The organism is Methylomonas sp. MK1, assembly GCF_000365425.1.
Taxonomy (GTDB): domain Bacteria; phylum Pseudomonadota; class Gammaproteobacteria; order Methylococcales; family Methylomonadaceae; genus Methylomonas.
On record NZ_AQOV01000001.1, the window covers coordinates 1,290,464 to 1,314,430 of the forward strand.

General features: G+C 44.2%; 20 protein-coding genes. 16 read left to right on the top strand and 4 right to left on the bottom strand.

Annotation, left to right across the window (positions count from 1 at the left end; translation table 11 throughout):
- Nucleotides 1-32: 32 nt before the first annotated feature.
- The 12 genes from G006_RS0105990 to G006_RS0106045 all read left to right on the top strand — a co-directional run bounded on the left by G006_RS0105990 (nucleotide 33) and on the right by G006_RS0106045 (nucleotide 14,794).
- On the top strand, nucleotides 33-851 hold the full coding sequence (locus G006_RS0105990; protein ID WP_020482267.1) for an ABC transporter permease: 819 nt from the start codon (nucleotides 33-35) through the stop codon (nucleotides 849-851).
- Between the two features lie 50 nt (nucleotides 852-901).
- Nucleotides 902-2,137: an ABC transporter ATP-binding protein gene (locus tag G006_RS0105995; RefSeq protein WP_020482268.1), complete on the top strand. Its 1,236-nt coding sequence runs from the start codon at nucleotides 902-904 to the stop codon at nucleotides 2,135-2,137.
- A gap of 90 nt (nucleotides 2,138-2,227) precedes the next feature.
- The gene (locus tag G006_RS0106000; RefSeq protein ID WP_020482269.1) at nucleotides 2,228-3,190 is read left to right on the top strand and encodes an FkbM family methyltransferase; all 963 of its coding nucleotides are present in this window, start codon (nucleotides 2,228-2,230) and stop codon (nucleotides 3,188-3,190) included.
- A gap of 26 nt (nucleotides 3,191-3,216) precedes the next feature.
- Complete coding sequence (locus tag G006_RS0106005; protein ID WP_033193908.1) at nucleotides 3,217-4,425, top strand: glycosyltransferase; 1,209 nt, start codon at nucleotides 3,217-3,219, stop codon at nucleotides 4,423-4,425.
- An 18-nt stretch (nucleotides 4,426-4,443) separates the two neighbouring features.
- The gene (locus tag G006_RS0106010) at nucleotides 4,444-5,553 is read left to right on the top strand and encodes a glycosyltransferase WbsX family protein (RefSeq protein ID WP_020482271.1); all 1,110 of its coding nucleotides are present in this window, start codon (nucleotides 4,444-4,446) and stop codon (nucleotides 5,551-5,553) included.
- On the top strand, nucleotides 5,550-6,575 hold the full coding sequence (locus tag G006_RS25060; protein WP_020482272.1) for an SAM-dependent methyltransferase: 1,026 nt from the start codon (nucleotides 5,550-5,552) through the stop codon (nucleotides 6,573-6,575). The genes G006_RS0106010 and G006_RS25060 overlap by 4 nt, the downstream gene beginning before the upstream one ends.
- Nucleotides 6,576-6,698: 123 nt before the next feature.
- Nucleotides 6,699-7,841, top strand: coding sequence for a glycosyltransferase (locus G006_RS0106020; RefSeq protein ID WP_160167661.1), 1,143 nt, complete (start codon nucleotides 6,699-6,701; stop codon nucleotides 7,839-7,841).
- A 506-nt stretch (nucleotides 7,842-8,347) separates the two neighbouring features.
- Nucleotides 8,348-9,700 carry a glycosyltransferase gene (locus G006_RS0106025; RefSeq protein ID WP_020482274.1) on the top strand — a complete coding sequence of 451 codons (1,353 nt, stop codon included), beginning with the start codon at nucleotides 8,348-8,350 and terminating at the stop codon, nucleotides 9,698-9,700.
- 89 nt (nucleotides 9,701-9,789) lie between these two features.
- A complete protein-coding gene (locus G006_RS0106030) occupies nucleotides 9,790-11,010 on the top strand; it encodes a glycosyltransferase family 4 protein (RefSeq protein WP_020482275.1) in 1,221 nt (406 codons plus the stop codon).
- A 2-nt stretch (nucleotides 11,011-11,012) separates the two neighbouring features.
- Nucleotides 11,013-12,866 (top strand): asparagine synthase (glutamine-hydrolyzing), encoded by a 1,854-nt coding sequence (gene asnB / locus G006_RS0106035; RefSeq protein ID WP_026146879.1) that lies wholly within the window; start codon nucleotides 11,013-11,015, stop codon nucleotides 12,864-12,866.
- A 14-nt stretch (nucleotides 12,867-12,880) separates the two neighbouring features.
- On the top strand, nucleotides 12,881-13,798 hold the full coding sequence (locus tag G006_RS0106040) for a glycosyltransferase family 2 protein (RefSeq protein ID WP_026146880.1): 918 nt from the start codon (nucleotides 12,881-12,883) through the stop codon (nucleotides 13,796-13,798).
- Nucleotides 13,799-13,921: 123 nt separating this feature from the next.
- Complete coding sequence (locus tag G006_RS0106045; RefSeq protein ID WP_020482278.1) at nucleotides 13,922-14,794, top strand: FAD:protein FMN transferase; 873 nt, start codon at nucleotides 13,922-13,924, stop codon at nucleotides 14,792-14,794.
- 504 nt (nucleotides 14,795-15,298) lie between these two features.
- Here G006_RS0106045 and G006_RS0106050 read toward each other — a convergent pair.
- A complete protein-coding gene (locus G006_RS0106050) occupies nucleotides 15,299-16,276 on the bottom strand; it encodes a malate dehydrogenase (protein WP_020482279.1) in 978 nt (325 codons plus the stop codon).
- 206 nt (nucleotides 16,277-16,482) lie between these two features.
- On the opposite strand from G006_RS0106050, the gene G006_RS0106055 reads away from it, so the two are divergent.
- From G006_RS0106055 to G006_RS0106070, 4 genes are all read left to right on the top strand, one after another.
- Nucleotides 16,483-17,340 (top strand): NADP-dependent methylenetetrahydromethanopterin/methylenetetrahydrofolate dehydrogenase, encoded by an 858-nt coding sequence (locus G006_RS0106055; RefSeq protein WP_020482280.1) that lies wholly within the window; start codon nucleotides 16,483-16,485, stop codon nucleotides 17,338-17,340.
- Nucleotides 17,341-17,358: 18 nt separating this feature from the next.
- A complete protein-coding gene (locus G006_RS0106060) occupies nucleotides 17,359-18,714 on the top strand; it encodes a glycerate kinase type-2 family protein (RefSeq protein ID WP_020482281.1) in 1,356 nt (451 codons plus the stop codon).
- 24 nt (nucleotides 18,715-18,738) lie between these two features.
- Complete coding sequence (gene glyA / locus G006_RS0106065; RefSeq protein WP_020482282.1) at nucleotides 18,739-19,998, top strand: serine hydroxymethyltransferase; 1,260 nt, start codon at nucleotides 18,739-18,741, stop codon at nucleotides 19,996-19,998.
- Nucleotides 19,999-20,369: 371 nt separating this feature from the next.
- Nucleotides 20,370-21,101, top strand: coding sequence for a hypothetical protein (locus tag G006_RS0106070; protein WP_020482283.1), 732 nt, complete (start codon nucleotides 20,370-20,372; stop codon nucleotides 21,099-21,101).
- A gap of 398 nt (nucleotides 21,102-21,499) precedes the next feature.
- Here the strand turns inward: G006_RS0106070 and lolD are convergent, their stop codons facing one another.
- From lolD to fur, 3 genes are read right to left on the bottom strand one after another with little or no spacing between them, the layout of a single operon-like run.
- The gene (lolD, locus tag G006_RS0106075; protein WP_020482284.1) at nucleotides 21,500-22,198 is read right to left on the bottom strand and encodes a lipoprotein-releasing ABC transporter ATP-binding protein LolD; all 699 of its coding nucleotides are present in this window, start codon (nucleotides 22,196-22,198) and stop codon (nucleotides 21,500-21,502) included.
- Nucleotides 22,191-23,438: a lipoprotein-releasing ABC transporter permease subunit gene (locus G006_RS0106080; protein WP_020482285.1), complete on the bottom strand. Its 1,248-nt coding sequence runs from the start codon at nucleotides 23,436-23,438 to the stop codon at nucleotides 22,191-22,193. Before G006_RS0106080 ends, lolD begins: the two co-directional genes overlap by 8 nt.
- 2 nt (nucleotides 23,439-23,440) lie before the next feature.
- Complete coding sequence (gene fur / locus G006_RS0106085) at nucleotides 23,441-23,863, bottom strand: ferric iron uptake transcriptional regulator (RefSeq protein WP_026146882.1); 423 nt, start codon at nucleotides 23,861-23,863, stop codon at nucleotides 23,441-23,443.
- Between the last annotated feature and the right edge of the window lie 104 nt (nucleotides 23,864-23,967).

Consider the following 23,967-nt stretch of genomic DNA (forward strand, 5'->3'; position numbering starts at 1 on the left):
AGCTGTGCAAGTAAATTTTTATTAACAATAATATGATTACAATAATAAAAAACTTATATTTATACCGAGAGCTAATATCAGCACTAAGTTATAAGAACATAGTTATCCGCTATAAACAAGCCTACCTGGGTATTTTATGGGCAGTATTAAAACCTGTAATGTTAATGCTGGTATTCACACTGATGAAAGGCTTTATAGAAATTGATACCAATGGCCTTCCTTATCCTCTGATAACATTCGCAGCCTTAATGCCATGGGTTTTCTTTCAAGAATCTGTTTCCGAAGGAGTTAATAGCGTTACCTCCAATGGCGCTTTGATCAAGAAAATCTATTTTCCGCGTGAAATATTTCCGTTGACCGCAATGGTAACCAAGTTGGTGGAACTTTCCATTAGCTTTGGAATATTAGCGGGAATGATGATTTACTACAAAGTATCCCCCAGCATACATACATGCTGGATACCAGCATTCATTTTATATACGATGATTGTCGCACTAACAATTAGTTTTTTTGGTGCCGCCATGAATGTATATTACCGTGACGTAGGTCAGGCAATACCAATTGCGCTATCTATACTTATGTATGGCTCGCCGGTGATTTATCCATTGAGCCTAGTTCAAAAGAAATTACTCATGGAGCAAGCGGCAGGTGAATGGTCTGACAGGCTATATATGCTGTACACTCTAAATCCCTTGGTAGGCATTATCGACGGATTCCAACGGGTATTAATAAAAAGCACAGAACCAGACTTCAATGCCTTATACCCCGGGTTAATTCTAACATTAGCCTTACTACCGATTAGCTATTGGTTCTTTAAACGAGCGGAAAGCTGGTTTGCAGACGTGATCTAGCCAAACTATCAATAAGCAGTCACAATAAAATAATACTCTAAATACAGTATATGGCCATTATAGAAGTCAATCACCTCACTAAAGAATATCAGTTGGGCCACTTAACCAGCATCAAGGAAACCGCATTAAACGCCTTTAGACGCTTGACGTTCCAACCAACCATTAAACGGGAACGCTTCAAAGCATTAGATGACGTCAGTTTTCATATCAAGGAAGGCGAAGTGGTTGGCATTATCGGACATAACGGTGCAGGCAAAAGCACGTTACTCAAACATCTGGCTAACATCAGCAAACCCACCAACGGTGAAGTCATCGTCCGGGGTAGCATTGCCCCGTTAATCGAGGTAGGGGCTGGAGTTAACCCAGAACTAACCGGGAGAGAAAATATATTTCTTAATGGAGCTATATTGGGTATCCCCAAAAGAATTATTCAGCAAAAACTCGATGAAATCATAGACTTTTCCGAACTTGAACAGTTTATTGATACACCGGTTAAACGTTACAGTTCTGGGATGACGGTGAAGTTAGGTTTTTCAATAGCTACCAGTATGGATGCGGACATCTTAATCATTGATGAAGTGTTAGCCGTTGGAGACTTGGCTTTTCAACGCAAATGTTTTGATAGAATGGAAAACATAATAAACCATCAAGGAAAAACAGTCTTATTGGTAAGCCATAATATAAGACAATTAGAGCGCATATGCCGAAGAGTTATTCTCCTCGAGAATGGCAAAATAATTGCAGACGGCCTACCTAAAAACGTATGCAACTTATTTTACGAAAAAAGCGAAGAAAGCGTTAGGAAACAACATAAGTTATCCACAGATAACATTAAAGACATTAGCACAACCCCGGATGTAAGTTTAAAAGATATATCATTAATTGACAACCATGGAAACAAAGCCTCTACTATATACACAGGCGAAGACTTCTGCATAAAAATTACATTTGAAGTTTATAGAAAATTGATAAAACCAAAATTTGGAATCGGTATTCATACTCTAGATTTTGTGTACATAAGCAATAGCGAAAGCTTCAATCACGTAGAGCCTGATATAATTGCCCCTGGCATATTTACGATTTCTTGCAAATTAATTTCCCCCCCTCTACTTCCAGGAACATTTGCAATAAGATGTGGTGTGGGAGCGGGAGACATAATTAGTACCATTTTTTTAGGCGAAAATTTATATTTTTTTACTATAAAAAACCCACCGGATTCTGATAACCATGTCGCAAGAGATGCTTTAATCAGCATATCATCTGAATGGAGCCTTACTTTCCAGTGACCAGTGGATTTCGGCCCTCGCCAATCTGCAATCACCAGAATGACTTTTTAGTTAGTATTGTGATATTGCATTTATAAGAAAACCTTTATTATGATTAAAGATAAAAAACTCGACTCTTTCATTTACAATTTATTGCTAAAACATTACCACCCAAAAGCCAAAGGTATTAGCAAGAAAATATGGGATACATGTTGGCATTATGCTTGTACTAAATTTAAAGGCCCAGTATCTACAAATATTCATGGCAAGAGAACCATAATAAATTTTGGACATTCCTACCAACTCTTCGCCAGACGATTTAGCCACTGGAATAATCCATTGGTTGAAATTGCTTATTTATGTTTTCAGGCCAACAACAGACCTATACATATTGTCGATATTGGCGCGAGTATTGGCGACACAGTTAGATTACTCGAAAGCAATTGTCCCAACATGATTGAACACTTTATCTGCATTGAGGGAGAGCAGGAGTTTTTTAATTTCTTAGAAGAAAACTTGCCAGACAGGACTATGTATACTTTACATAATAGTTTATTATCAGACAAAGAGGAGGAAATACCCACTTTAATAAAAACACACCTTGGAACAGCTAGTGCTCAAGGAAGATATACGAGCACGGCGGTTACATTGGATAACGTTCTCATAGACAGCAATGCATCTAAAGTCGATTTAATAAAAATTGATGTGGATGGTTATGATGGAAAGGTGATAAAAGGAGCACAAAAAACACTGGCGAAGTTTCATCCTATTGTAATATTTGAATGGGACCCATCCCACTGCAAAAAAACAAATAATAGCTGGCGTGAGCATTTCTTAATACTAAACGAATTGGGATACAATCAATATATATGGTTTACAAAATATGGCGACTTCAGCCATTACATGACAATCTTAGATATAAACGCAATTGATCAAATGGCCGAAGTATGCTTAAGCGATAAGCACGATTGGAACTGGCACTACGATATCATCGCTCTGAATAATCAAAACAAAATAGACACTAGAATACTTGCCGAAATGTCGTATGCAAAATCTCGAAAATCCTGGTATTAAATAATTAAACAGTACTCGCATTTCTTATGACTAAAACATCAGGGCGAACTCTTATTAAAGTACTATTCGTTTCTCATGACGGCGGCATGGCGGGAGCACAGCGCACACTCCAGACATTGCTTACCAACATTGATCGTAGTCGCTTTATCCCCTATCTCTTAGTACCCAATCAGGGCAAGCTTAGCCTCGTAGCAACCGAGATGGGCATACAGGTATTTGTTAGACAAATGATACATTGGGTGCCGGGAGTTAATGCGTTATTTCGAAGCCAACGACTTTCTTATTTCCTTAGATCATTCAAAACTTTACGCGCGCGAAGCTGGGCGATTGCCCACTTAATCGAAGAACATCAAATAGATCTGGTGTATACGAATACAGTAACTTGTATAGAAGGAGCAATTGCAGCGCGAATGACAGATAAGCCCCATATTTGGCATATTCATGAGTCAATTACCGGTAACAGCGAACTCATACCATTACTACCTTTCCCCCTCTATTCTCTAATAGTCCGCGCACTCTCTAAGACAATTATATTCTGCTCAGTTAGCTTAGCCAGAACATTTCCTCTACTAAAAAATAATAACCATATCGTTTATAACGGACTTAAATTCCCAGCTCCAATCAATAGAAAATATGCGCATGATTTATTAGTAAAAAATTTAGAAATAGAAGAATCCCAAAAAATAGTAGCTATAGTTAGCGCATTACAGCCACGTAAAGACCACCGAACATTTTTAGCTACTGCACATGAAATTACCAGTAAATATAAAGATGTCGTATTTCTAATTGCAGGTGAAGGCGCAGAAGTCTATACCAAAAAAATCAAAAGAAAAATTGAATTACTTAATTTAGCCCCATCAGTTAAACTCATAGGATGGTGGCCAGAAGACAATATCTATGATCTTTTAGCGGGAGTGGATGTTTTAGTTGTTTCCTCAGAACAAGAATCGTTCGGACTAACAATCATTGAAGCGCTTGCCATGGAAACACCCGTAGTTTCGACCCGGTGCGGAGGACCGGAAGAAGTAATCGTAGACAGACAAACTGGACTATTAGTTCCACTTAAAGATCCAGAATCCATGGCGAAAGCCATAATTAAATTATTACAGAATCCTCAGCTTGCATGCGAAATTGGTCAAGCAGGCAGAAATGATGTTCTATCGCGATTCAGTGTGAAACAATATTGCGAAAGTATACAACAAATCTTAGAGCAGTCATTATCCCAAAACCAATAATTATTTAGAACATATTCTATGAATTTGTCAGAACGGAACAATACACCAATAGCGAGAGCCATCGCATTTTATCTACCACAGTTCCATCCAATTCCCGAAAACGACGAATGGTGGGGAAAAGGATTTACGGAATGGACTAATACTGCAAAAGCAAAACCATTGTTCCCAGGTCATTATCAACCCCACGTACCTTCAGACTTAGGGTTCTACGATTTGCGCCTAGCCAAAACACGAATTGCACAGGCTGAAATGGCTGCCGAATATGGAATTGAAGGCTTTTGCTATTGGCACTATTGGTTTGCTGGCAAACGGTTATTAGAACATCCTTTTAGCGAAGTAATTCAATCAGGTGAACCGAATTTCCCTTTTTGTTTAGGCTGGGCTAATGATACCTGGTCTGGAATCTGGCATGGAGCACCTAACAGAATATTGATAGAACAAACCTATCCGGGATTAGAAGATTACAAGAATCATTTTGATTCTCTACTAAGTGCATTTACCGATGATCGTTATTTGACAGTCGACGACAAACCAATCTTCTTAATATATAAACCTGATAAATTACCCGACTCCATTCAATTCACCGACTTTTGGCGAGAATTGGCCCATAAAGCGGGGTTGAAAGGTCTGCATTTTATTGCATCGCTCCAAGACGAACCTATTTGGAAGCCGGAGAAACGAGGCTTCGATGCTATTACCGTTGCCAATCAAAGCAAAATCGCCAGCGTGACGAAAAACAAAAACGGATTGACAGGAATAGCTAATAAATTTAAAACTCACTCCCGAAAAGCCTTAAAGCGGCCGGAACATGTTTACGACTATAAAGACGCTATGCGATATTTTTTGGAGGACGTGAGCGCTGATATAGAGTATTACCCAAGCGTAATACCTAACTGGGACAACTCTCCAAGAAGTGGAACAAATGGAATAATACTGCATAACTCTACACCTGAATTATTTGGGGAATTGTTGCAATTAGCCATTAATAAAGTGTCTCACTTGCCGGATAACCATAAAATTATTTTTATAAAATCATGGAATGAATGGGCAGAAGGCAATCATCTTGAACCTGACATAAAATTTGGTAAGCGATATTTGGAAACCATTAAACAGGTTCTGATGCGATGAAAATAAAACACAGCCTTAAAGTAATTTATTACACCTTACTCAACAAATGCTCAAGAGAAGAGCCTCGAGGACAGGAGTTGATTAATCGCTACCGTGAAAACTACGGCATTCCAAAGGAAATTGACCTAACGGAAGAAAATATTCTTGAACATTGGCATCTTGAATTACAATTAACTAAACTGCTATTAGAATCAACTCCCGACAATCGTTGGGAAGTATTTGAAAAATGTTACACCACACTTTATACAAAGTTAGAATGGCTTAATAAATTAATTGACAAACGCGCCCCTCTCCCCCCCAATATTTTGTACAAAGAGTGGGCCTATTTGATCGGCACGGCACCAAAAAGAATTTATGAAATAGGTTCAGGCAGAGCTGAAATGATTAGCTACTTAGCTGATCTTGGGCATGAAATCAAAGCGACAGAAATTACCCGTGAACAGGGAGAAAAACATACTTCGGATAAACTCGAAAATCTTAAATGGGGCATATCTGATGGAGTTCATCTTGAACAATTTGAACCAGTCAATACCTATGATTTTGTTATTTCCAATCAAGTCATTGAACATATGCACCCTGATGATTTACCTGAAAATTGTAAGCATGTCTATTCTACACTGAAGTCGGGTGGCAAGTATATAGTTTGCGCACCACACCCATGGCATGGCCCTCCTGACATTTCTGCAGTTTTTAAGTATAAAAAAGCTATAGGCGTGCATCTAAAAGAATATACAAATTATCAAATATATTCGCATTTAAAAAGGTCTGGATTTAAAAAGGTTTCATCAACCTTCCGACCGCCAAAATTTTTTATTGATCTTTTTAGCATAAAAGATACCCCAAAGACCTCAGTTTTTTTTACAATTTATTTATTCGCAATAGAAAGAGTATTTCATTTATTCTCCAGAATGCTTGTCGGTAACAAAATAAAATCCTTCGCAAAGAAACTTCTATTTTCAGAAAATACTTCTCTCATTGCTCAAAAAATTAGCCCTAAAACCTACCGGTTTATTGACATATAAATAACGGCGATTAAATACACTGGCTAAACAAAACCAATTCCACCCAAAGAATAATTTACGATGAACATACTTTTTATTGACACGGGATTACCTATGCCAGACCGCGCGTCTGCGGATTTACGTATGTTTACCATTGTTGAACTGCTAGCTCAACAAGGCCACAAATGTTACTACAACGTTATTAACTACCCATCCTGGTCTAAGCAAATATCCGAAACTGATTTGATACGCTATCAAACATCGCTTGAAAACCTAGGCACAAGTGTTTGCAAACAGAATATCGATATCGCACTTTTAAACCGTAACTATGATTCAATATATTTTAAATACTTTTACCCCGCAGAAAACATCATCGACCATATACGCTTACTTCAACCTAGAGCCCGAATAATAATTGACAGCGTTGATATAGTTTATGCAAGACTTTTTGCCAAAGCAAAACTAGAAAACACTACTAACTATTATTTAGACGCCGAAAAAATAAAAAAAAGAGAATTAGTCACATACTCTAAATCCGATCTAGTCGTTACTATTACCCCAGAAGACACCAATATCCTATTAAAAGACATACCTAATATCAATACTTTCATAATCCCAAACATTCATGAAATCCATGCTTTTGAATCTGAAAAAACACCATTCCCTAGTTTAATTTTTATTGGCGTCTTCTCCCACGAACCCAATGTTGATGCAGTTCTCTATTTTTATCACGAAGTTTGGCCTACAATTACCGAAGCGCACCCCGACTGTCACTGGTTTATTGTTGGCGGGAGTCCACCTCCAGAAATACAGGCATTAGCCGGGAGCAAAATTTCGATAACGGGCTATGTTCCTAAAACTCTGCCTTACTTGAAAAAGTCATGGATTTCGATTGCTCCACTGCGCTTTGGGGCCGGCATGAAAGGAAAAGTGGGCGAGGCTATGGCTGCAGGCATTCCCGTCGTAACAACTGATTTCGGAGCGCAAGGACTTAAAATAATCAGCGGAACACATTTAATTGTAGCTAAAAATGACGAGGATTATGCGATTCAGATAAATAACCTAATCTTAGACAAGGAAAAACGTCTATATATTGGGGATCAAGGCTTAAAGTTCATAAAGGCTAATTATAGCAAAGAAGCCGTTAGCTTTATTTTAAATGACTTTACGAAAATCATTGAAAACTTGCCCGCTTACCGCCCCACGGTTAAATCTGTATTATATGTTGCATATACAAGAATGTCGCAATGGATTACTAGAAATATTACTTGGCGTTTTAATAAATAAACTGTTAACCGTATACAGTGTTTATTATTTCCTCAATATATTACAACGTGTAAGAATAATTCGTAGCTTTGGAGCAAAATACAAATTTTAGTCGATTACTATAGTTGCTTTAGGAACCTCTGATTAATGCTGTTTTTCAAGAAAAACAGAATCGCAAGCCATTGATATAATTGAGTCATAAATACGTGATAGCGAATTAATCAGAGGTTCCTTTAGTGCTTATCATTACTTAATATTGAATTTTATACAACGATAATTTGTTTACGTTAACAAAGCAATGTAAAACCACAATTTATATTCAATTTTTAGGCTCAAGGGTAAATTTTTTAATTAAATACGTTGCTAGTTAGATCTTAAAATACCTTCTAACCGATCAGATGACTATATTGCTTTATGCAACCCTTAAGTCTTTGCAGATGTTTTTCTTCAAGCACCGATTAATTCGTTGATATAATTACATCTTGTTCAATATAATTAGTCAACCCACACTTTAATATTTAACTATTATGAAATCGAAGCCACTTAACATTTTGTTTATATCTAGCAACGCTGATATAGCCGGCGGCGAGAACTATCTTCTAACAGTTTTCCGGCTAATTGATAAAACTCGCTTCAATCCCATCGTTATGGTGCCTGGGGAAGGGAGATTTTATAATGAATTAGTCAGACTCGGCATAGATTCATTTGTTTTAAAGATGAATTATTTCTGGCTAACTCCACCTGACGAGTGGTATAAGCACTTAGAGGCAATCCCGCGCAGAGTGAGATTTTTGAGCGATATCATCCAAGAAAAAGATATTTCGCTGGTTCATACAAATTCAAACATAATCTTCGAAGGAGCTTTAGCTGCTAAGTTAATAGGGGTTCATCACTTGTTTTTTGCACACTTAGAATTTCTACCCCAAAATCCTATTTTTCAGCGATTTACACTGAACTCATCCTCGTATGCCCAAATGATTGACGATCTTTCAAGCCATATCATAGCGGTCTCAAATACGGTTGCCGAATCATATTGCCCTCCAATTGATAAAACCCGAATCCAAGTTATTCACAATGGATTAGAATTTGAAAAATTTGATCTTGCGCTCGAAAATAGGGATAGGAGCCTTCATTTAGAACTTGGGCTTTCAGACGATTCTCTTATCGTTTCTGCTATTGGCCGGGTTCACCCCGATAAAGGGTTCGATTACTTTGTTGAAGCAGCTTCCATTGTTGTCCGTGAAAACCCCAAGGTACATTTTCTTATTGTTGGCAAAGATGAAAGCATCGAATTTTGCAAAGCATTAAGATCCAGAGTAAACGAGCTTAATATTGTCGATAACATTCACCTTCTGGGACAACGAGATGATGTTCCTAGAATTTTAGCAGAGACAGACATCTTTGTTTTATCTTCCAGAGTTGAAGGCCATCCATTTGTGCTACTTGAGGCAATGGCTTGCGCTTGTGTTTCTATTGCAACTCGTTGTGGCGGAGTGGAAGAGACAGTTACAGACGATACTGGATACATTATTGATATCGGAGATATACAAGCCACTGCCTCAACTATTATCAATTTAGCACACGACCCTGATCTCAGAATTAAAATGGGTTCATTAGCTAGATCACGAGTAAAGAAATACTTCGAAGCTAAATCTTGCATTAAATCACTAGCAGATGCCTATGACCTTATTCTTTCTCAACCGAAACCATTACCAGGTTCCTACGCCATAGATTTTTTCCTACAAGCAGTCACGGAGACCGCGTATCTTGGGAACCAAGTTGTTCAATTGAACGAACGCGTCAAAAACTTAGAGCATCTTTCTGATAAAATTAGGAAAAATCCCATTTATAGAATAGCAAAAAAAATCATGAGGCACTGAATTGTTTTTTACATGTAACTAGACATAATTACTACCTCCCTACCCCTATAATAGAGCTCGTTTCTATCATCAATGCCTAATCAAAAAACATGACATCTTTCAATAATTCTATTACCTATTCTCCAAAAGATTATTCTTTTAAAAAAATAGGCCTAATAGCGCCATACTTTCTTCCCGTAATAGGTGGCGCAAATATCTACTGCTACGAATTGGCGAAGGCATATGCGGACAAGGGATTTGAAGTACATGTATTTTCCGTTGAAGGCGCACTAGAAGACCCCAGCTACACTTTACATCCAATACTAACTAGAGACTTGAAGGGAGATTTAGGAAAATTAAAAAGTTATGACATGGACTTATGGCATTCGCTTTTTTTATATTATGCACCGTTATCTTTCTATAAAAATAATGTATTTGTCACAACTCACGGTGATGACATTTTTAGCTTTACGGTACGCTATAACTTACCTGGTAAAAAACTTCTTGATCGGCATTTTTTATGGCGATTAACTGACTCGGCAAATAGCAGGCTAAATCACTATTGGGAATGCGCCGAGCTATTATTCAATAAAATCATATTCTCATTTGCTTTAAAACAGGTAAAACAAGTGATTACCGTAAGTCAATTTACAAAGACAATGTTCACCCAAAAATTCCAAGAGGCCGCTACAAACGTCACTGTAGTTCCACCCGGTGTTTCTGAAAAATTCTTCGAAGACCACCATGTTAAAACAGACACCCATTTATTCTTGACAGTGTCCAGAATCGATGAACATGATCGAATCAAGAACATTCATAATGTTATTAAAGCGTTCGCCTTGCTTAAAGACAAATTTCAGTTCAAGTACGTTATTATTAGCGGAAATAACACTGGAAACTATAAAGATGAACTTGATTTTCTTATTAAGTCAAACGGACTTGAGGATAGAATTTTCATAGAGGGTAGAAAAAGTATAGAAGAACTTCTGGAATACTATAGAAAAGCCGGACTATTTATTTTAGTTTCATATGCCGAGCCGGAAAATTTCGAAGGTTTTGGCATCGTTTTTCTTGAGGCGAATGCGTGTGGAACACCTGTACTCACCTCCAAACAAGGAGGGATGTCAGACTATGTTAAAGAAGGCGAAAATGGCTTTTATGTTAAAGACATCGACGCAGAAGGTATTAAATACGCTCTTGAACGTTATTTGTCAGATCAGATCCAATTTAACGGCTCAATTATCAAGCAATCTCCATTAGCCTACAAATGGTCAAATATCGCAAACAGGATACTTGAAATTTATAAAAACCACATACAAGTCGTTTCCTAATCATGTGCGGCATTAACGGCATTTTTCTCCATAATTCAACGGTTAATAGCGTGGATGCTGACGAATTGTTAGCAACCCGAGATTACATGTACAACCGCGGCCCTGATGGCGAGGGCTTATGGATTTCCAACTGTAGTAGGGTCGGTTTTGGTCATAGACGACTAGCCATAATCGAATTGAGCACTCTTGGGGCCCAACCTATGCACACCGATGATGGTCAACTATCGATTACCTTTAATGGTGAAATATACAATCACATTGAATTGAGAAAAAGCTTAGAAGCAAAAGGATTTGTTTTTCGAAGTCATAGTGATACTGAAGTGTTACTTCACCTGTATAGAGACCTCGGCATTGAAATGGTTGAACATTTACGGGGTATGTTCGCGTTTGCCTTATGGGATAACCGTAATAGAAAGCTAATAATAGCTAGAGACCCATACGGCATTAAACCGGTTTATTACTCAAATTTCAATGGCACATTCCGTTTCGCTTCCCAAGTAAAAGCCCTACTTGCCGGACATCAGATAGATTCCTCAATCAATTCGGCTGGATTGGTCAGCTTTCTCCTATGGGGAAGTGCGTCGGAACCTTTTACCTTCTATCAAAATATCAATATATTGCCGGCAGGACATATTCTTGAAATAGATAGTTCTGGCAAAAAAAAAATACATCAATATTGGGATATAAACAACGTTATTAAAAGATCTTGTTTTGCTTCCAACGAAATCCCTACCGCACAAGCAATGGAAGTCGGCATATCAGCAATTAAGGACTCCATTAAGTCTCATATGGTAGCTGACGTGCCAATTGGTACATTCCTTTCCGCCGGACTGGATTCCGCCACCATCACTGGTCTTGCACAAGAACTTGTTAGCGAACCTATAACAGCTATAACTCTTGCTTTTGAAGAATTTATCGGCCGTTCGCTCGACGAAGTTCCTGTAGCAACGGAAATAGCACGCATTTTGGGCGTCAGACATAACATCGTCACAGCTCGCATGAATGAGGTTGAAAATGAATTATCCACATTTTTAAATACGATGGATCAACCAAGTATCGATGGCATCAATACTTGGTTTGTCAGCAAAGCGGCGAAAAATGCAGGTTTAAAAGTAGTTTTATCCGGTTTGGGCGGGGACGAAATGCTTGGTGGTTACGATACCTTCGAGACAATTCCCGAAATTGTTAAGCGCTCGGCCCGATATAACTATACCCCGCTCCTAAACAATTTATTTTTTAACATACATTCTTTTTTTGCTGCCAATTTTAGCCATTTAAATCCGAATAATTCAGACATATTGAATATGACCAGGAATATAACATCGGCTTATCAGCTTAAAAAAGGCTTATTCATGCCTTGGGAACTTAAACATCTTATTGATAACGATATGATACGGGAGGGCATTAATAGACTGTCGGAAATTGCTGAATTTGAATCTGTTAGTAACATCGATTCGGACTTTGGAAAAATTGTTGCGCTGGAATCTAAAAAATACATGCGGAATCAATTGTTACGCGACACCGACTGGATAGGCATGGCGCATTCTTTGGAAATACGTGTTCCCTTAGTCGATCACGTTTTGTTGAACTCCCTAGTAGGTTTAGCAGCAAACAGGAAACTTGGTAACAAAAAAGAAATTTTGCCCCGCTCATTATCTAAAAGGCTCGATGACGACATTATCAATCGACCCAAAACAGGTTTTACCATTCCTATTTGGCGATGGTTGAATAACTCAAATAACTTTTCTGCCTGGAAGAAAAACAGATACTTAAGACATAAGAATATTATTCCAAATAAGCGCTGGGCTTACTGCATTCTAGAACAATGCCCACAAGTATCTAATTATTTAAAATAATCAAGGAATAAGGAATGAATAAGCCACTCGTCTCGGTAATTATGCCTTGTTATAATGCTCAAGCTTATGTCGAAACAGCAATTGAAAGCGTCTTTCAACAAAGTTATCCGAATGTCGAGTTGATTGTCGTCGATGATGGCTCCAGTGACCAAAGTTATCAGATTTTAACTAGGTGCCAAGAAAAATACCCGAAATTAGTTGTTTTAAAGCAAGAAAATCGTGGCCCATTCCCTGCTCGTAACCTTGGCTTGGCAAACTCTAGAGGAGACTTCATGGCGTTTCTGGATGCCGATGACTATTGGGCCCCAGGTTTCATCAAAAAACTGCTAGAAACCTTACTCGACAGCAAGGCGGATTTGGCCTACTGCGGGTGGCAAAATATCGTGGAAGGTGGCGAAAACGGCCCGGCCTATGTTCCACCAGCTTACGAAAAAGGCGATATTTTTCAATCATTTCTTTCTAGCTGCCCATGGCCTATACATGCAGCGCTGATTCGCCGCGCAATTGTAGACAAAGCCGAAGGATTTTCCTTACGCTGTTTCAGCGCCATGGACTACGATTTTTGGATCCGCATTTCCGCCATCACACAGAATATTGTCATTGTCCCCGAAGTATTAGCGTTTTATCGCTGGCACAATCATGGACAAATTTCCTCTATAAAGTGGCGGCAAGTTTTGGATTCTTGGCAAGTTAGAAAAGACTTTGTATCCCAAAACCCTCAACTCGTTTCCCATATTTCTCCAGAAAAACTATCCGAATTAGTAGACGGTTATGTTTTTACCCAGGCATATTCAGCTTTCTGGAAAAGAGATTTAGTTTCCGCGCAACATTTATTTCGCAAAATTTTTCAATCTGGCATTTGGCGATTTAAAGATTTAAAATACATAGTTTTGAGCTTTCTGCCTAATTCTATACTTAATCGTATAGTGTAGAAATCTTATTTTCCAACCCGACCGCCTGCCCGACAGGATTCGATACTTTTCAAAATATAATGCCTCCAATAAGGGTAGCTGAAAACAGTGCGCCTAAATTCGCATAAGTACACTTTCAAGTCCATGGGCACGCCTTGCGAGATGCAGTTATTTACCGATAACCAGGAACTAGCTAATCGAATCGCGGATATTGTGATAGCAGACGTTAATCGCCTGGAAAACTTATACTCCCTTTATAAGTCCGACAGTCTGCTATCGAGGATTAATAATGTGGCAGCCAACGGCGGCCATATCACAGTCGATGGGGAAACAGCTGGATTACTAAACTATGCGGCAACTTGCTATCAACAAAGCGACGGCCTGTTCGACATAACTTCCGGAATTTTACGGCAGGCTTGGCGTTTCGAGTCCGGCCAGTTGCCGGATGAAAAACTGATTAAAACACTATTGAAAAAAGTCGGATGGCATAAGCTACGCTGGCAGGCACCGCTATTGGAGTTTCCGCTGGCCGGCATGGAGCTGGATTTTGGCGGCATCGTCAAAGAATATGCTGTAGACCGGGCTGCGGTAATTGCACGGAATGCCGGCGCTCGCCACGGCCTTATCAACCTGGGCGGCGACATCAAACTGATAGGCCCACGCCCGGACGGCACTGCCTGGCGAGTGGGAATCCATCACCCCCGCCAAAGGCAGGCATTAGCAAGTACTTTGGCACTACATAACGGCGCAGTCGCCAGCAGTGGGGACTATGAGCGTTGCATTATCGTCAACGGCCAGCGCTACGGACACATTCTTAATCCCAAAACAGGCTGGCCGGTTCGGCATTTGGCATCTGTCAGTGTCGTCGGCGAATTCTGCGTAGTGGCCGGCAGCGCTTCAACCATCGCCATGCTCAAGGAAGAACAAGGCCCAAGCTGGCTGGAACAGTTGGAATTGCCGCATTTGTGGATAGACGTACACGGCAATTCCGGAGGCTCGTTAGCCAATCGCATCTAGACAGCAACACGCCGAATTTTTTCCCGTTACCGATGCGGCGCAAACTGAATGCGCCCAAAAATACGGCATATCCCCTGCCATTGCGGCATAAGCCGCAAAACCGGTACTTAGGCATTACTCATACCCTCGACAGGCCCCGCCGAATGTGGATTGATTATTGGCACGTCTATTGCTTTATCTAAAAAATAAAGCACTATTTTGTTGCCTGCCCCATCCAAGCAATTTGCGGGGTATCAACTACAGCCGCCAACCCATTCAAGATTTTAAGAACGCGCTAAAAAATCCCCTTTCTTTGGATGAGGGATAGAGTGCTTTTACCAGTCGTTAACAAGCTGCCACGGATGGCGGCGCCTTATGAATCGGCTCATCGAGAGACCTGGCAACGCAAATACAAGAAAACATCAGAAATAAAAATAGCGCGGTAGTTGTTAGCTATACCGCAAGATGGAGAACCCGATAAGCCCAGCCGCGCTGAATAGCTGCTGAGCTCCAGCACTCGGATAATTAGAGTAAATGTTTGATGGCTTGTCGTTCTTCTTTTAACTCTACTTCGTTTTGACGCAATCTTGCCAAGCTGAACTCGTTAAGATCCAAGCCCTTTACGATGCCGATTTGTCCATCCACCACCGTTACCGGGAAGGAATAAACCAATCCTTCCTCAACGCCATAGCTACCGTCGGATGCCACCGCCATACTCACCCAGTCTCCCGGATCGGTACCGAAGGCCCAGACCCGCATATGCTCAATCGCCGCATGCGCCGCAGACGCCGCGCTGGACTGGCCGCGTACCTTGATAATTTCCGTACCTCGGTACTGGACAGTGGGGATAAATTCATCAACAAACCAGGATTGCTCAACCAAAGACAACACATCCATGCCCTTGACTTTGGCATGATGTAAATCAGGATATTGAGTGCAGGAATGGTTACCCCAAACCGCCACGTTTTTTACGTCCCTACTCAGTACCCCGCATTTTTCGGCCACCTGGCTTATCGCGCGTTTATGATCAAGCATGGTCATTGCCGTAAAACATTCCGGCGCCAAATCCGGCGCGTTATTAATGGCGATCAGTGCGTTGGTATTAGCCGGATTACCGGTCACCAATACCTTGACATTGCGGCTGGCCACCTCATTCAACGCCCGGCCTTGGGTGATAAAAATCTGGGCGTTATCCAATAACAAATCGCTACGCAACATCCCCGGCCCGCGTGGCTTCGCGCCCACCAAAAAAGCATAATCGACGTTATCGAACGCCACTTTCGGATCGTCGGTGATAATAATTTTGTTGATCAACGGAAACGCGCAGTCATTCAATTCCATCACCACGCCTTGTAACTGTTTCATCGCCGGTGGGATTTCCAATAGACGCAGCACGATAGGCTGATCAAGTCCCAGCAGTTCGCCGGACGCCAAATGAAATAACAAGGAATAACTAATCTGACCAGCTGCACCTGTTACAGCAATATCGACGGGCGTTTTCATCTGCGTTCCTCTTTAATGATTGGATTCATCCCCACCCGACTCAACGGCAGGCTTTTTCAATATGACATAAAGTTTTTGAGCAAACAATCACTAATTCCAGCTTTCTAAAACCGGTTTGGATTCTGCGGCGAGGTAAATATTATTCTGTATAATGCCGGAGGCTAACCTTCTCCCACCGGGCCACCATTTTTACATCAGGTAGCTTAATGAAAAAATTGTTATTCCAGTTCGACACCGACACTCATCCCTCGGCTTTCGACACAGTCGTCGCTTACGACGGCGGCGCGGACCATGTCATCGGCTACGGCAACATCACTCCCGACAATGTCGGCAGTCTAGTTGACGGCACTATATTCACTCGCGCCCCCAAGGACAAAAAAAATACCGCGATTTTCATCGGCGGCAGCAATATCGAAGCCGGTCAGAGTTTACTTATAGCGGTGCAGAAGCATTTTTTTCCCGGCTTTCAGGTATCGGTAATGCTGGACAGTAACGGCAGCAATACCACAGCCGCCGCAGCGGTTGCGAAACTGGGCAGCAGTGCTAGCCTGTCCGGCAAAAAAGCAGTGGTACTGGCGGGCACTGGCCCGGTAGGACAACGCGCAGCAGCGATGATGGCATTGGAAGGCGCACAAGTCAGCATCACTTCCCGACACATCTTCAACGCGGAAAAAGCCTGTTTCGCGATGAAAGAACGTTTCGGTGTGGAGCTGACGGCAGTCGAAGCAGCAGACTACGACAGCCGTGCCGCCGCCATTCAAGACGCCAATATAGTGTTGGCTACCGGCGCCGCCGGTGTCGAACTTTTAAAACCCGAACACTGGCAAAACAGTACGCATCTGCAATTATTGGCCGATGCCAACGCCACACCGCCTGTCGGCATTGGCGGTACCGATGTACTGGATCGCGGCGAACAGCGTCACGGCAAAATTGTCTGGGGAGCCATCGGCTTCGGCGCATTAAAGTTGGCGCTGCACCGCGCCTGTATTGCCAAACTGTTTGAAAGCAACAAACAGGTGTTCGACGCGGAAATCATCTTCGCCCTCGCCAAAGCCATGGCCTAAGGTCCTTGCCGGATCTTTATGCCCACATTCCAACCAAGCTCACGTGAACATGCAGCTGCCATTTTTCGGGCTGGCATCGCGGCGGCCGATCCCTATCTCGCCGTAAAGCACTATCTCAGGGTCGATAGCGAAGCGCTGCATATCGGCTCGGAACAAACCGGCTACCGCAGCGGCGAATGGCGGCGCATCCATTTACTCGCTTTCGGCAAAGCCGCCTGCGCCATGGCGGATGCTGCTCAAGCCAGCATCCCCGAGGCTTGGCTTGCCGGTAAAGGCATGGTCGTGACCAACTACGACAACATTGACATGGTCGAGAATTGCCAAGTCTTCGGCGCCGGCCATCCGCTGCCGGATGCAGCCGGTTTACATGCGGCAAAAACCGTCGCTAGCCGATTGCGCGACTGCAAATCCGGTGAGCTGGTGTTGGTGCTAATTTCCGGCGGCGGCTCGGCACTCCTGCCCTACCCCGTAGCAAGCATCAATCTGGCGGAAAAAATCCTCACCACCCAATTATTGCTGGTCTCGGGCGCCACGATTAATCAAATCAATTGCGTCCGGAAACATCTGTCGCAACTCAAAGGCGGCGGCCTTGCTCGACTTGCCGCACCTGCCGATTTACATGCACTGATTCTATCGGACGTATTGGATAACGATTTAAGCGCCATTGCCAGTGGCCCCAGCGTGCCAGATGATACGACTTTCGCAGATGCCGTCGCGGTACTCGAATCCTTCGGCATTTGGCAGCAAATACCGCTTAGCGTCCAAAAGCATTTACAAGAAGGCGTGCAAGGCTTACAAATCGAAACGCCGAAAAGCGGTGACTCGATCTTCCAACACAGCAGCCACACCTTGGTGGGCAGCAATTCCACCAGCGTAGATGCTGCAGCGAGTGCCGCAGCCGCCTTAGGTTACCAAACCCAAATTTACAGCAAGCAGCTATGCGGCGAAGCGCGTTTTGTTGCCGAGCAACTGGTGCAGCATGCACTTTCCCTCTCTGTGGACATCGCTCAACCTACCGCCCTTATCGCCGGCGGCGAAACCACCGTTACCTTGAAAGGAACCGGCAAAGGTGGTCGCAATCAGGAAATGGCTCTCGCCTTTGCGCTAGCCGCGGAAAAATATGGTCTGAATAACGGGTGGACGTTTTTAAGCGGCGGCACTGACGGGCGTGACGGCCCCACCGATGCCGCCGGCGGCATCGTGGATAACGACAGTTTGCAGCGCATGCGTGACGCGGCTCTCGACCCAGACGCCATGCTGAACGATAATAACGCCTATCCGGCCCTCAAAGCCGCTAACGATTTACTGCTGAGCGGCGCGACCGGCACCAATGTCGCCGATTTGCAAATTCTGCTGCTGCATCCCAACGCATAACCCGACCCCTATTGAGGAGACCACATGTTTAGCACATTGATGACCATTGAAGGTTTTGATAACGAATTATTCCGGGCCATGGAACAGGAACGGCAACGCCAGGAAGACCATATCGAACTGATCGCCTCGGAAAACTATGCCAGCCCCCGGGTTCTGGAAGCGCAGGGCACCGTACTGACCAATAAATACGCGGAAGGTTATCCGGAGAAACGTTATTACGGCGGCTGCGAATATGTAGACATTGTCGAGCAATTAGCGATCGATCGCGCCAAAGAACTGTTCGGCGCCGATTTTGCCAATGTGCAGCCGCATTCCGGTTCACAAGCCAATATGGCGGTGTTCATGTCGCTAATTCAACCCGGCGACACCATCCTGGGCTTGAGCCTGGCCGACGGCGGCCATTTAACTCACGGTGCGAAACCCAACTTTTCCGGCAAAATCTACAACGCCATCCAGTACGGCTTGAACAAAGACACCGGCGAAATCGATTACGAGCAAGTCGAAGCACTGGCTTTGGAGCACAAACCCAAACTCATCATCGCTGGGTTCTCGGCGTATTCGCGCATTTGGGACTGGCAACGCTTTCGCGACATCGCCGATAAGGTAGGCGCTTATCTGGTGGTGGACATGGCCCATGTCGCCGGCTTGGTTGCCGCTGGTTTGTACCCCAACCCCGTACCAATTGCCGACGTGGTCACCAGCACCACCCACAAATCCCTGCGCGGCCCGCGCGGTGGCTTGATTTTATGCAAAAGCAACCCGGATCTGGAAAAGAAGATCAACTCCAACATCTTCCCCGGCATCCAGGGCGGCCCGCTGATGCACGTCATCGCCGCCAAAGCTGTGGCGTTTAAAGAAGCCATGACCCCGGAATTTAAAACCTACCAGCAACAAGTGGTAAAAAACGCCCAAGCCATGGCCGAAGTATTTATCCAGCGCGGTTTTGACGTGGTCTCTGGCGGCACCGACAACCATTTGATGCTGGTCTCGCTAATCCCGAAAGGCATCACCGGCAAAGCCGCCGACGCCGCCCTGGGCCGCGCGCACATTACCGTCAACAAAAACGCCGTCCCCAACGACCCGCAATCGCCGTTCGTCACCAGCGGTATCCGCGTCGGCACCCCTGCTCCCACCTCGCGCGGCTTCAAGGAAGACGAAGTTCGTCAAGTGGCGGAATGGATGTGCGATGTGATGGATAATCTGGAAGACGAGAGCGTGATTGATGCGGTTAGGGAGAAGGTGCATTTGTTGTGTGCTAGGTTTCCGGTTTATTCAGCCGGGTAAGATTATGTGTCGCTATCGCGACGGATGGTTTTAATGTCGGGTCTCGGCCCGACAGCCGAGATACTTTCTTTTGCTTGGCCAAAAGAAAGTATCCAAAGAAAAGGCCACCCGGATGCCGCTTATTCCCTGCGCTCCTCGCTTTTGAACGGGGTCGCCGAAAGGGGCTTCCTGCCCCTTCGGCAACGCGATGCATCCCTGCATCGCCCCTAACGGGCTGATCCGTTCAAAAGCTCCGGTGCTCGGCGCGGCATACGGGAAAGAACCTCTAATCGAGTTCTGAAAGAAACCTTATTAATAAGAACAACTTTTTTGCCCATCGCTTGATTTCACGTGGGCAAAAAACCGTATCCACTCTACGATACATTCTTCGAATGACAATTAAACCTGAACTTCTATACCGACAACTGGGGCGCCTAATAGAGACAATGCCGGACCTTTCCAAGAATCCGGTTGAAAATGACACACACCTTTGGCTCGCGCGTGGATATTCTCTTGTCAAAGAGACTGGAAATATCGCAGATGCAGCGCTTTACTCAATTACAGTGAACAACATTGGAACCACTTTTGGCGCTAACGCAGCTCATGAAATTAAGGCGATCATATACCGCGCTTTTGCTGTTGCAGAAATGAACGCTCCGGCAGGTGCCAGAGGCACATTTATTCCTGTCGGAAACAACTTTGACGCCTTCAGCGCAATTTCAAAGGTTTTGGAATCATCAAAATTAGACGTACTCATCATTGACCCGTATATGGATGAGTCGACCCTGACTGATTTTGCTATCGCCGCGCCTGAAAACGTGAGTATACGATTGCTAACGGATACGGCCGATTTCAAGCCATCCTTAGAGCCAGCAGCAAAAAAATGGGCTCAACAGTACCGTTCATTACGCCCTCTAAGCATCCGCCTTGCTCCCAAAAAAACCTTACACGACAGGGCGATTTTTATTGACCACACTAAAGCCTGGATGCTCACCCAGTCTCTTAAAGATTTCGCAAAACGATCTCCGGCCGAAATTGTAAGAAACGACGACTCAGCCGAATTGAAGATTCGCGCCTATGAAGACATTTGGACTGAGGCTAAAGAAATCACTTTAGTCGTTTAGCAAGTAGCCTGGATGAAGCGTAGCGGAATCCGGGTAATCGAAGCCATCAAAACCTCGATTTCGTTCCACTCCATTGAGGCTACATTATTTGCTCACTAACAGACTTTTAATGCCGGGACGGTTTTCTCCCGTATGCCGCGCCGAGCACAGGAGCTTTTGGCGAGAATAGCCCGAAGGGGTGCGGCAGGGATGCCGCACGTCGGCGGAGGGGCAGGAAGCCCCTTCCGCCGACCCTCGTCAAAAGCGAGGAGCGCAGGGAATAAGCGGCATCCGGGTGGCTTTTTCTTTGGATACTTTCTTTTGGCCAAACAAAAGAAAGTATCTCGGCGGTCGGGCCGAGACCCGACTTCTAAACAACCCGTCGCGTTAGCGACACAATATCCCGATTACTTGTATTATCAAGAATGATGCACCCTTTCCGGCACAATCACCCCATCCTCCATATACAACACACTATCCATCCTTGCCGCCAAATCCGGATCATGCGTCACCACCAAAAAACTCACCTGCAATTCCTGATTCAACTCCAACATCAGCTGATAAATCTGCTCAGCGGTTTTACTGTCCAGATTACCGGTCGGCTCGTCGGCCAACACACATTTAGGCTGATTGATCAAAGCCCGGGCCACAGCGGCACGTTGTCGTTCGCCGCCGGACAATTCGCCGGGTTTATGCAGCATTCGGTGTCCCAACCCGACACGTTTAAGTAATTCTGCAGCCTGTTGTTGCGCTTGCTTGATCGATTGATTGCCGATCAATAGCGGCATGGCTACGTTTTCCAGGATAGTAAATTCGCCCAACAGGTGATGAAACTGGTAGATAAACCCCAGCGAGCGATTGCGTAGTTGGCTGAGTTTGCCGGCGCTAATCTTATTCAAATCGGCGCCGTCCAGCATCACCGAGCCGGAGCTGGGTTTTTCCAGGCCGCCTAACAGATGCAACAAGGTGCTTTTCCCGGAACCAGACGCACCCATGATGGCGACGCGCTGGCCGGCTTCAATCGTCAAATCCACGCCGCGCAAAACTTCGACGTTCAGGTCACCCTGCGCGTAACGCTTGGTTAACTGTTGGCATTGCAACACGATGGCATTACTCATAACGCAGCACCTCGGCCGGATTAATCCGCGCCGCCTGCCAAGCTGGATACAGTGTCGCCAGCAAGGACAGTAAAAACGCCACACAGGCTATCCAGTACACATCGGTCCAGATCAGTTTTGACGGCACTTCGCTGATGTAATAAACATCGGCGGCCATAAATTGCACACCAAAGGCTTTTTCGATGGCTGGCACAATGGTTTCTACATTCAAAGCCAGCAACACGCCGCCAACCGTGCCTAGTAAAGTACCTATGCTGCCGATGATACAGCCCAGAACAATAAAAATTCCCATCACCGAACCGTTGGATAAACCCTGGGTTTTCAGAATGGCAATGTCGCCGCGCTTATCGGTAACCACCATCACCAGCGTCGAGACGATGTTAAACGCCGCCACCGCGACGATCAGCAGCAAGATGATGAACATGGCCCGCTTTTCGGTTTGCACCGCGCGGAAAAAGTTACTGTGAGCCTTGGTCCAGTCGCTGACCCGAAACTCATCGCCCAGCGTATCTGCCAAGCCTTGGGTAATGCGTGGCGCGTTGAATAAATCATCCAGCTTCAAACGCAAACCGGATACTGCCGACTCCAATCTGAACAATTTGCCGGCATCGTCGAGATGCATCAGCGCCATATTGCGGTCGTATTCATACATGCCCACTTTGAACACGCCCACCACGGTAAAGCGTTTCATGCGCGGCAGGATACCGGCCGGCGTGGAGTTGATTTGCGGGGTGATGATGGTGACTTTGTCGCCCATCATGACGCCCAGATAACTGGCCAACTCGGCACCCAAGACAATGCCGAATTCGCCCGGGACCAAATCGTTCAAACTACCGAACATCATTTTGTTGGCGACTTCCGATACTTTGGCTTCGTATTCGGGCAGCACGCCTTGCAGCAACGTGCCGCTGACTTGGCGGTCGGCGTTGACCATCACTTGACCATGGATAAACGGCGCTGCGCCTTCGACATGCGCCATATTGCGCGTCCGTTCCTCCAAGGCTTGCCAATCGTCAAGCTGGCCGAAGCGACCGGTGATAGTACTGTGGGCAGTCATGCCCAGGATGCGTTCGCGCAATTCGGCTTCGAAACCGTTCATCACCGACAGCACGGTAATCAAGGCGGTTACACCCAGGGCGATACCAAGCACGGAGGTTAAGGTGATGAACGAGATAAATTGAGTGCGTTTTTTGGCGCGGGTATAGCGTAACCCGATATACAGGATGAGAGGTTTAAACATGCTTAGGCTTTTGGGGGTTTACAAGCGGCGCAGTAGCCGTAAAGATATAGACTGTGATCGGTAAGCGTGTAACCCAGTCTTAGGGCTATTTCCGATTGGCGTTTTTCAATGACTTCATCGGTAAATTCGTCGACTTTTCCACACTTCATGCAGACGACGTGATCGTGGTGGCCACCGCTATTTAATTCGAATATCGAGTTGCCGCCCTCGAAATGATGGCGGTTAACCAAGCCGGCGGCTTCGAACTGTGTCAACACGCGGTAAACCGTAGCCAGGCCAATTTCCTCGCCTTCCGCCAACAAGATTTTGTAGACCTTCTCAGCCGACAAGTGTCTATCGTCCTGTTGTTTTTCCAGAATCTCCAGAATTTTGATTCTGGGCAAGGTCACCTTTAAGCCCGCATTACGCAAATCCTGAGTTTCCATAAGCCCCTCCTTTAAACCGATAATCTGCAACATTGTATCGTTTTTTACGCCGAGCCGCTGACAGAATTATGGGATAATGGCCCATCGTTTGTCGTCAGACTCCA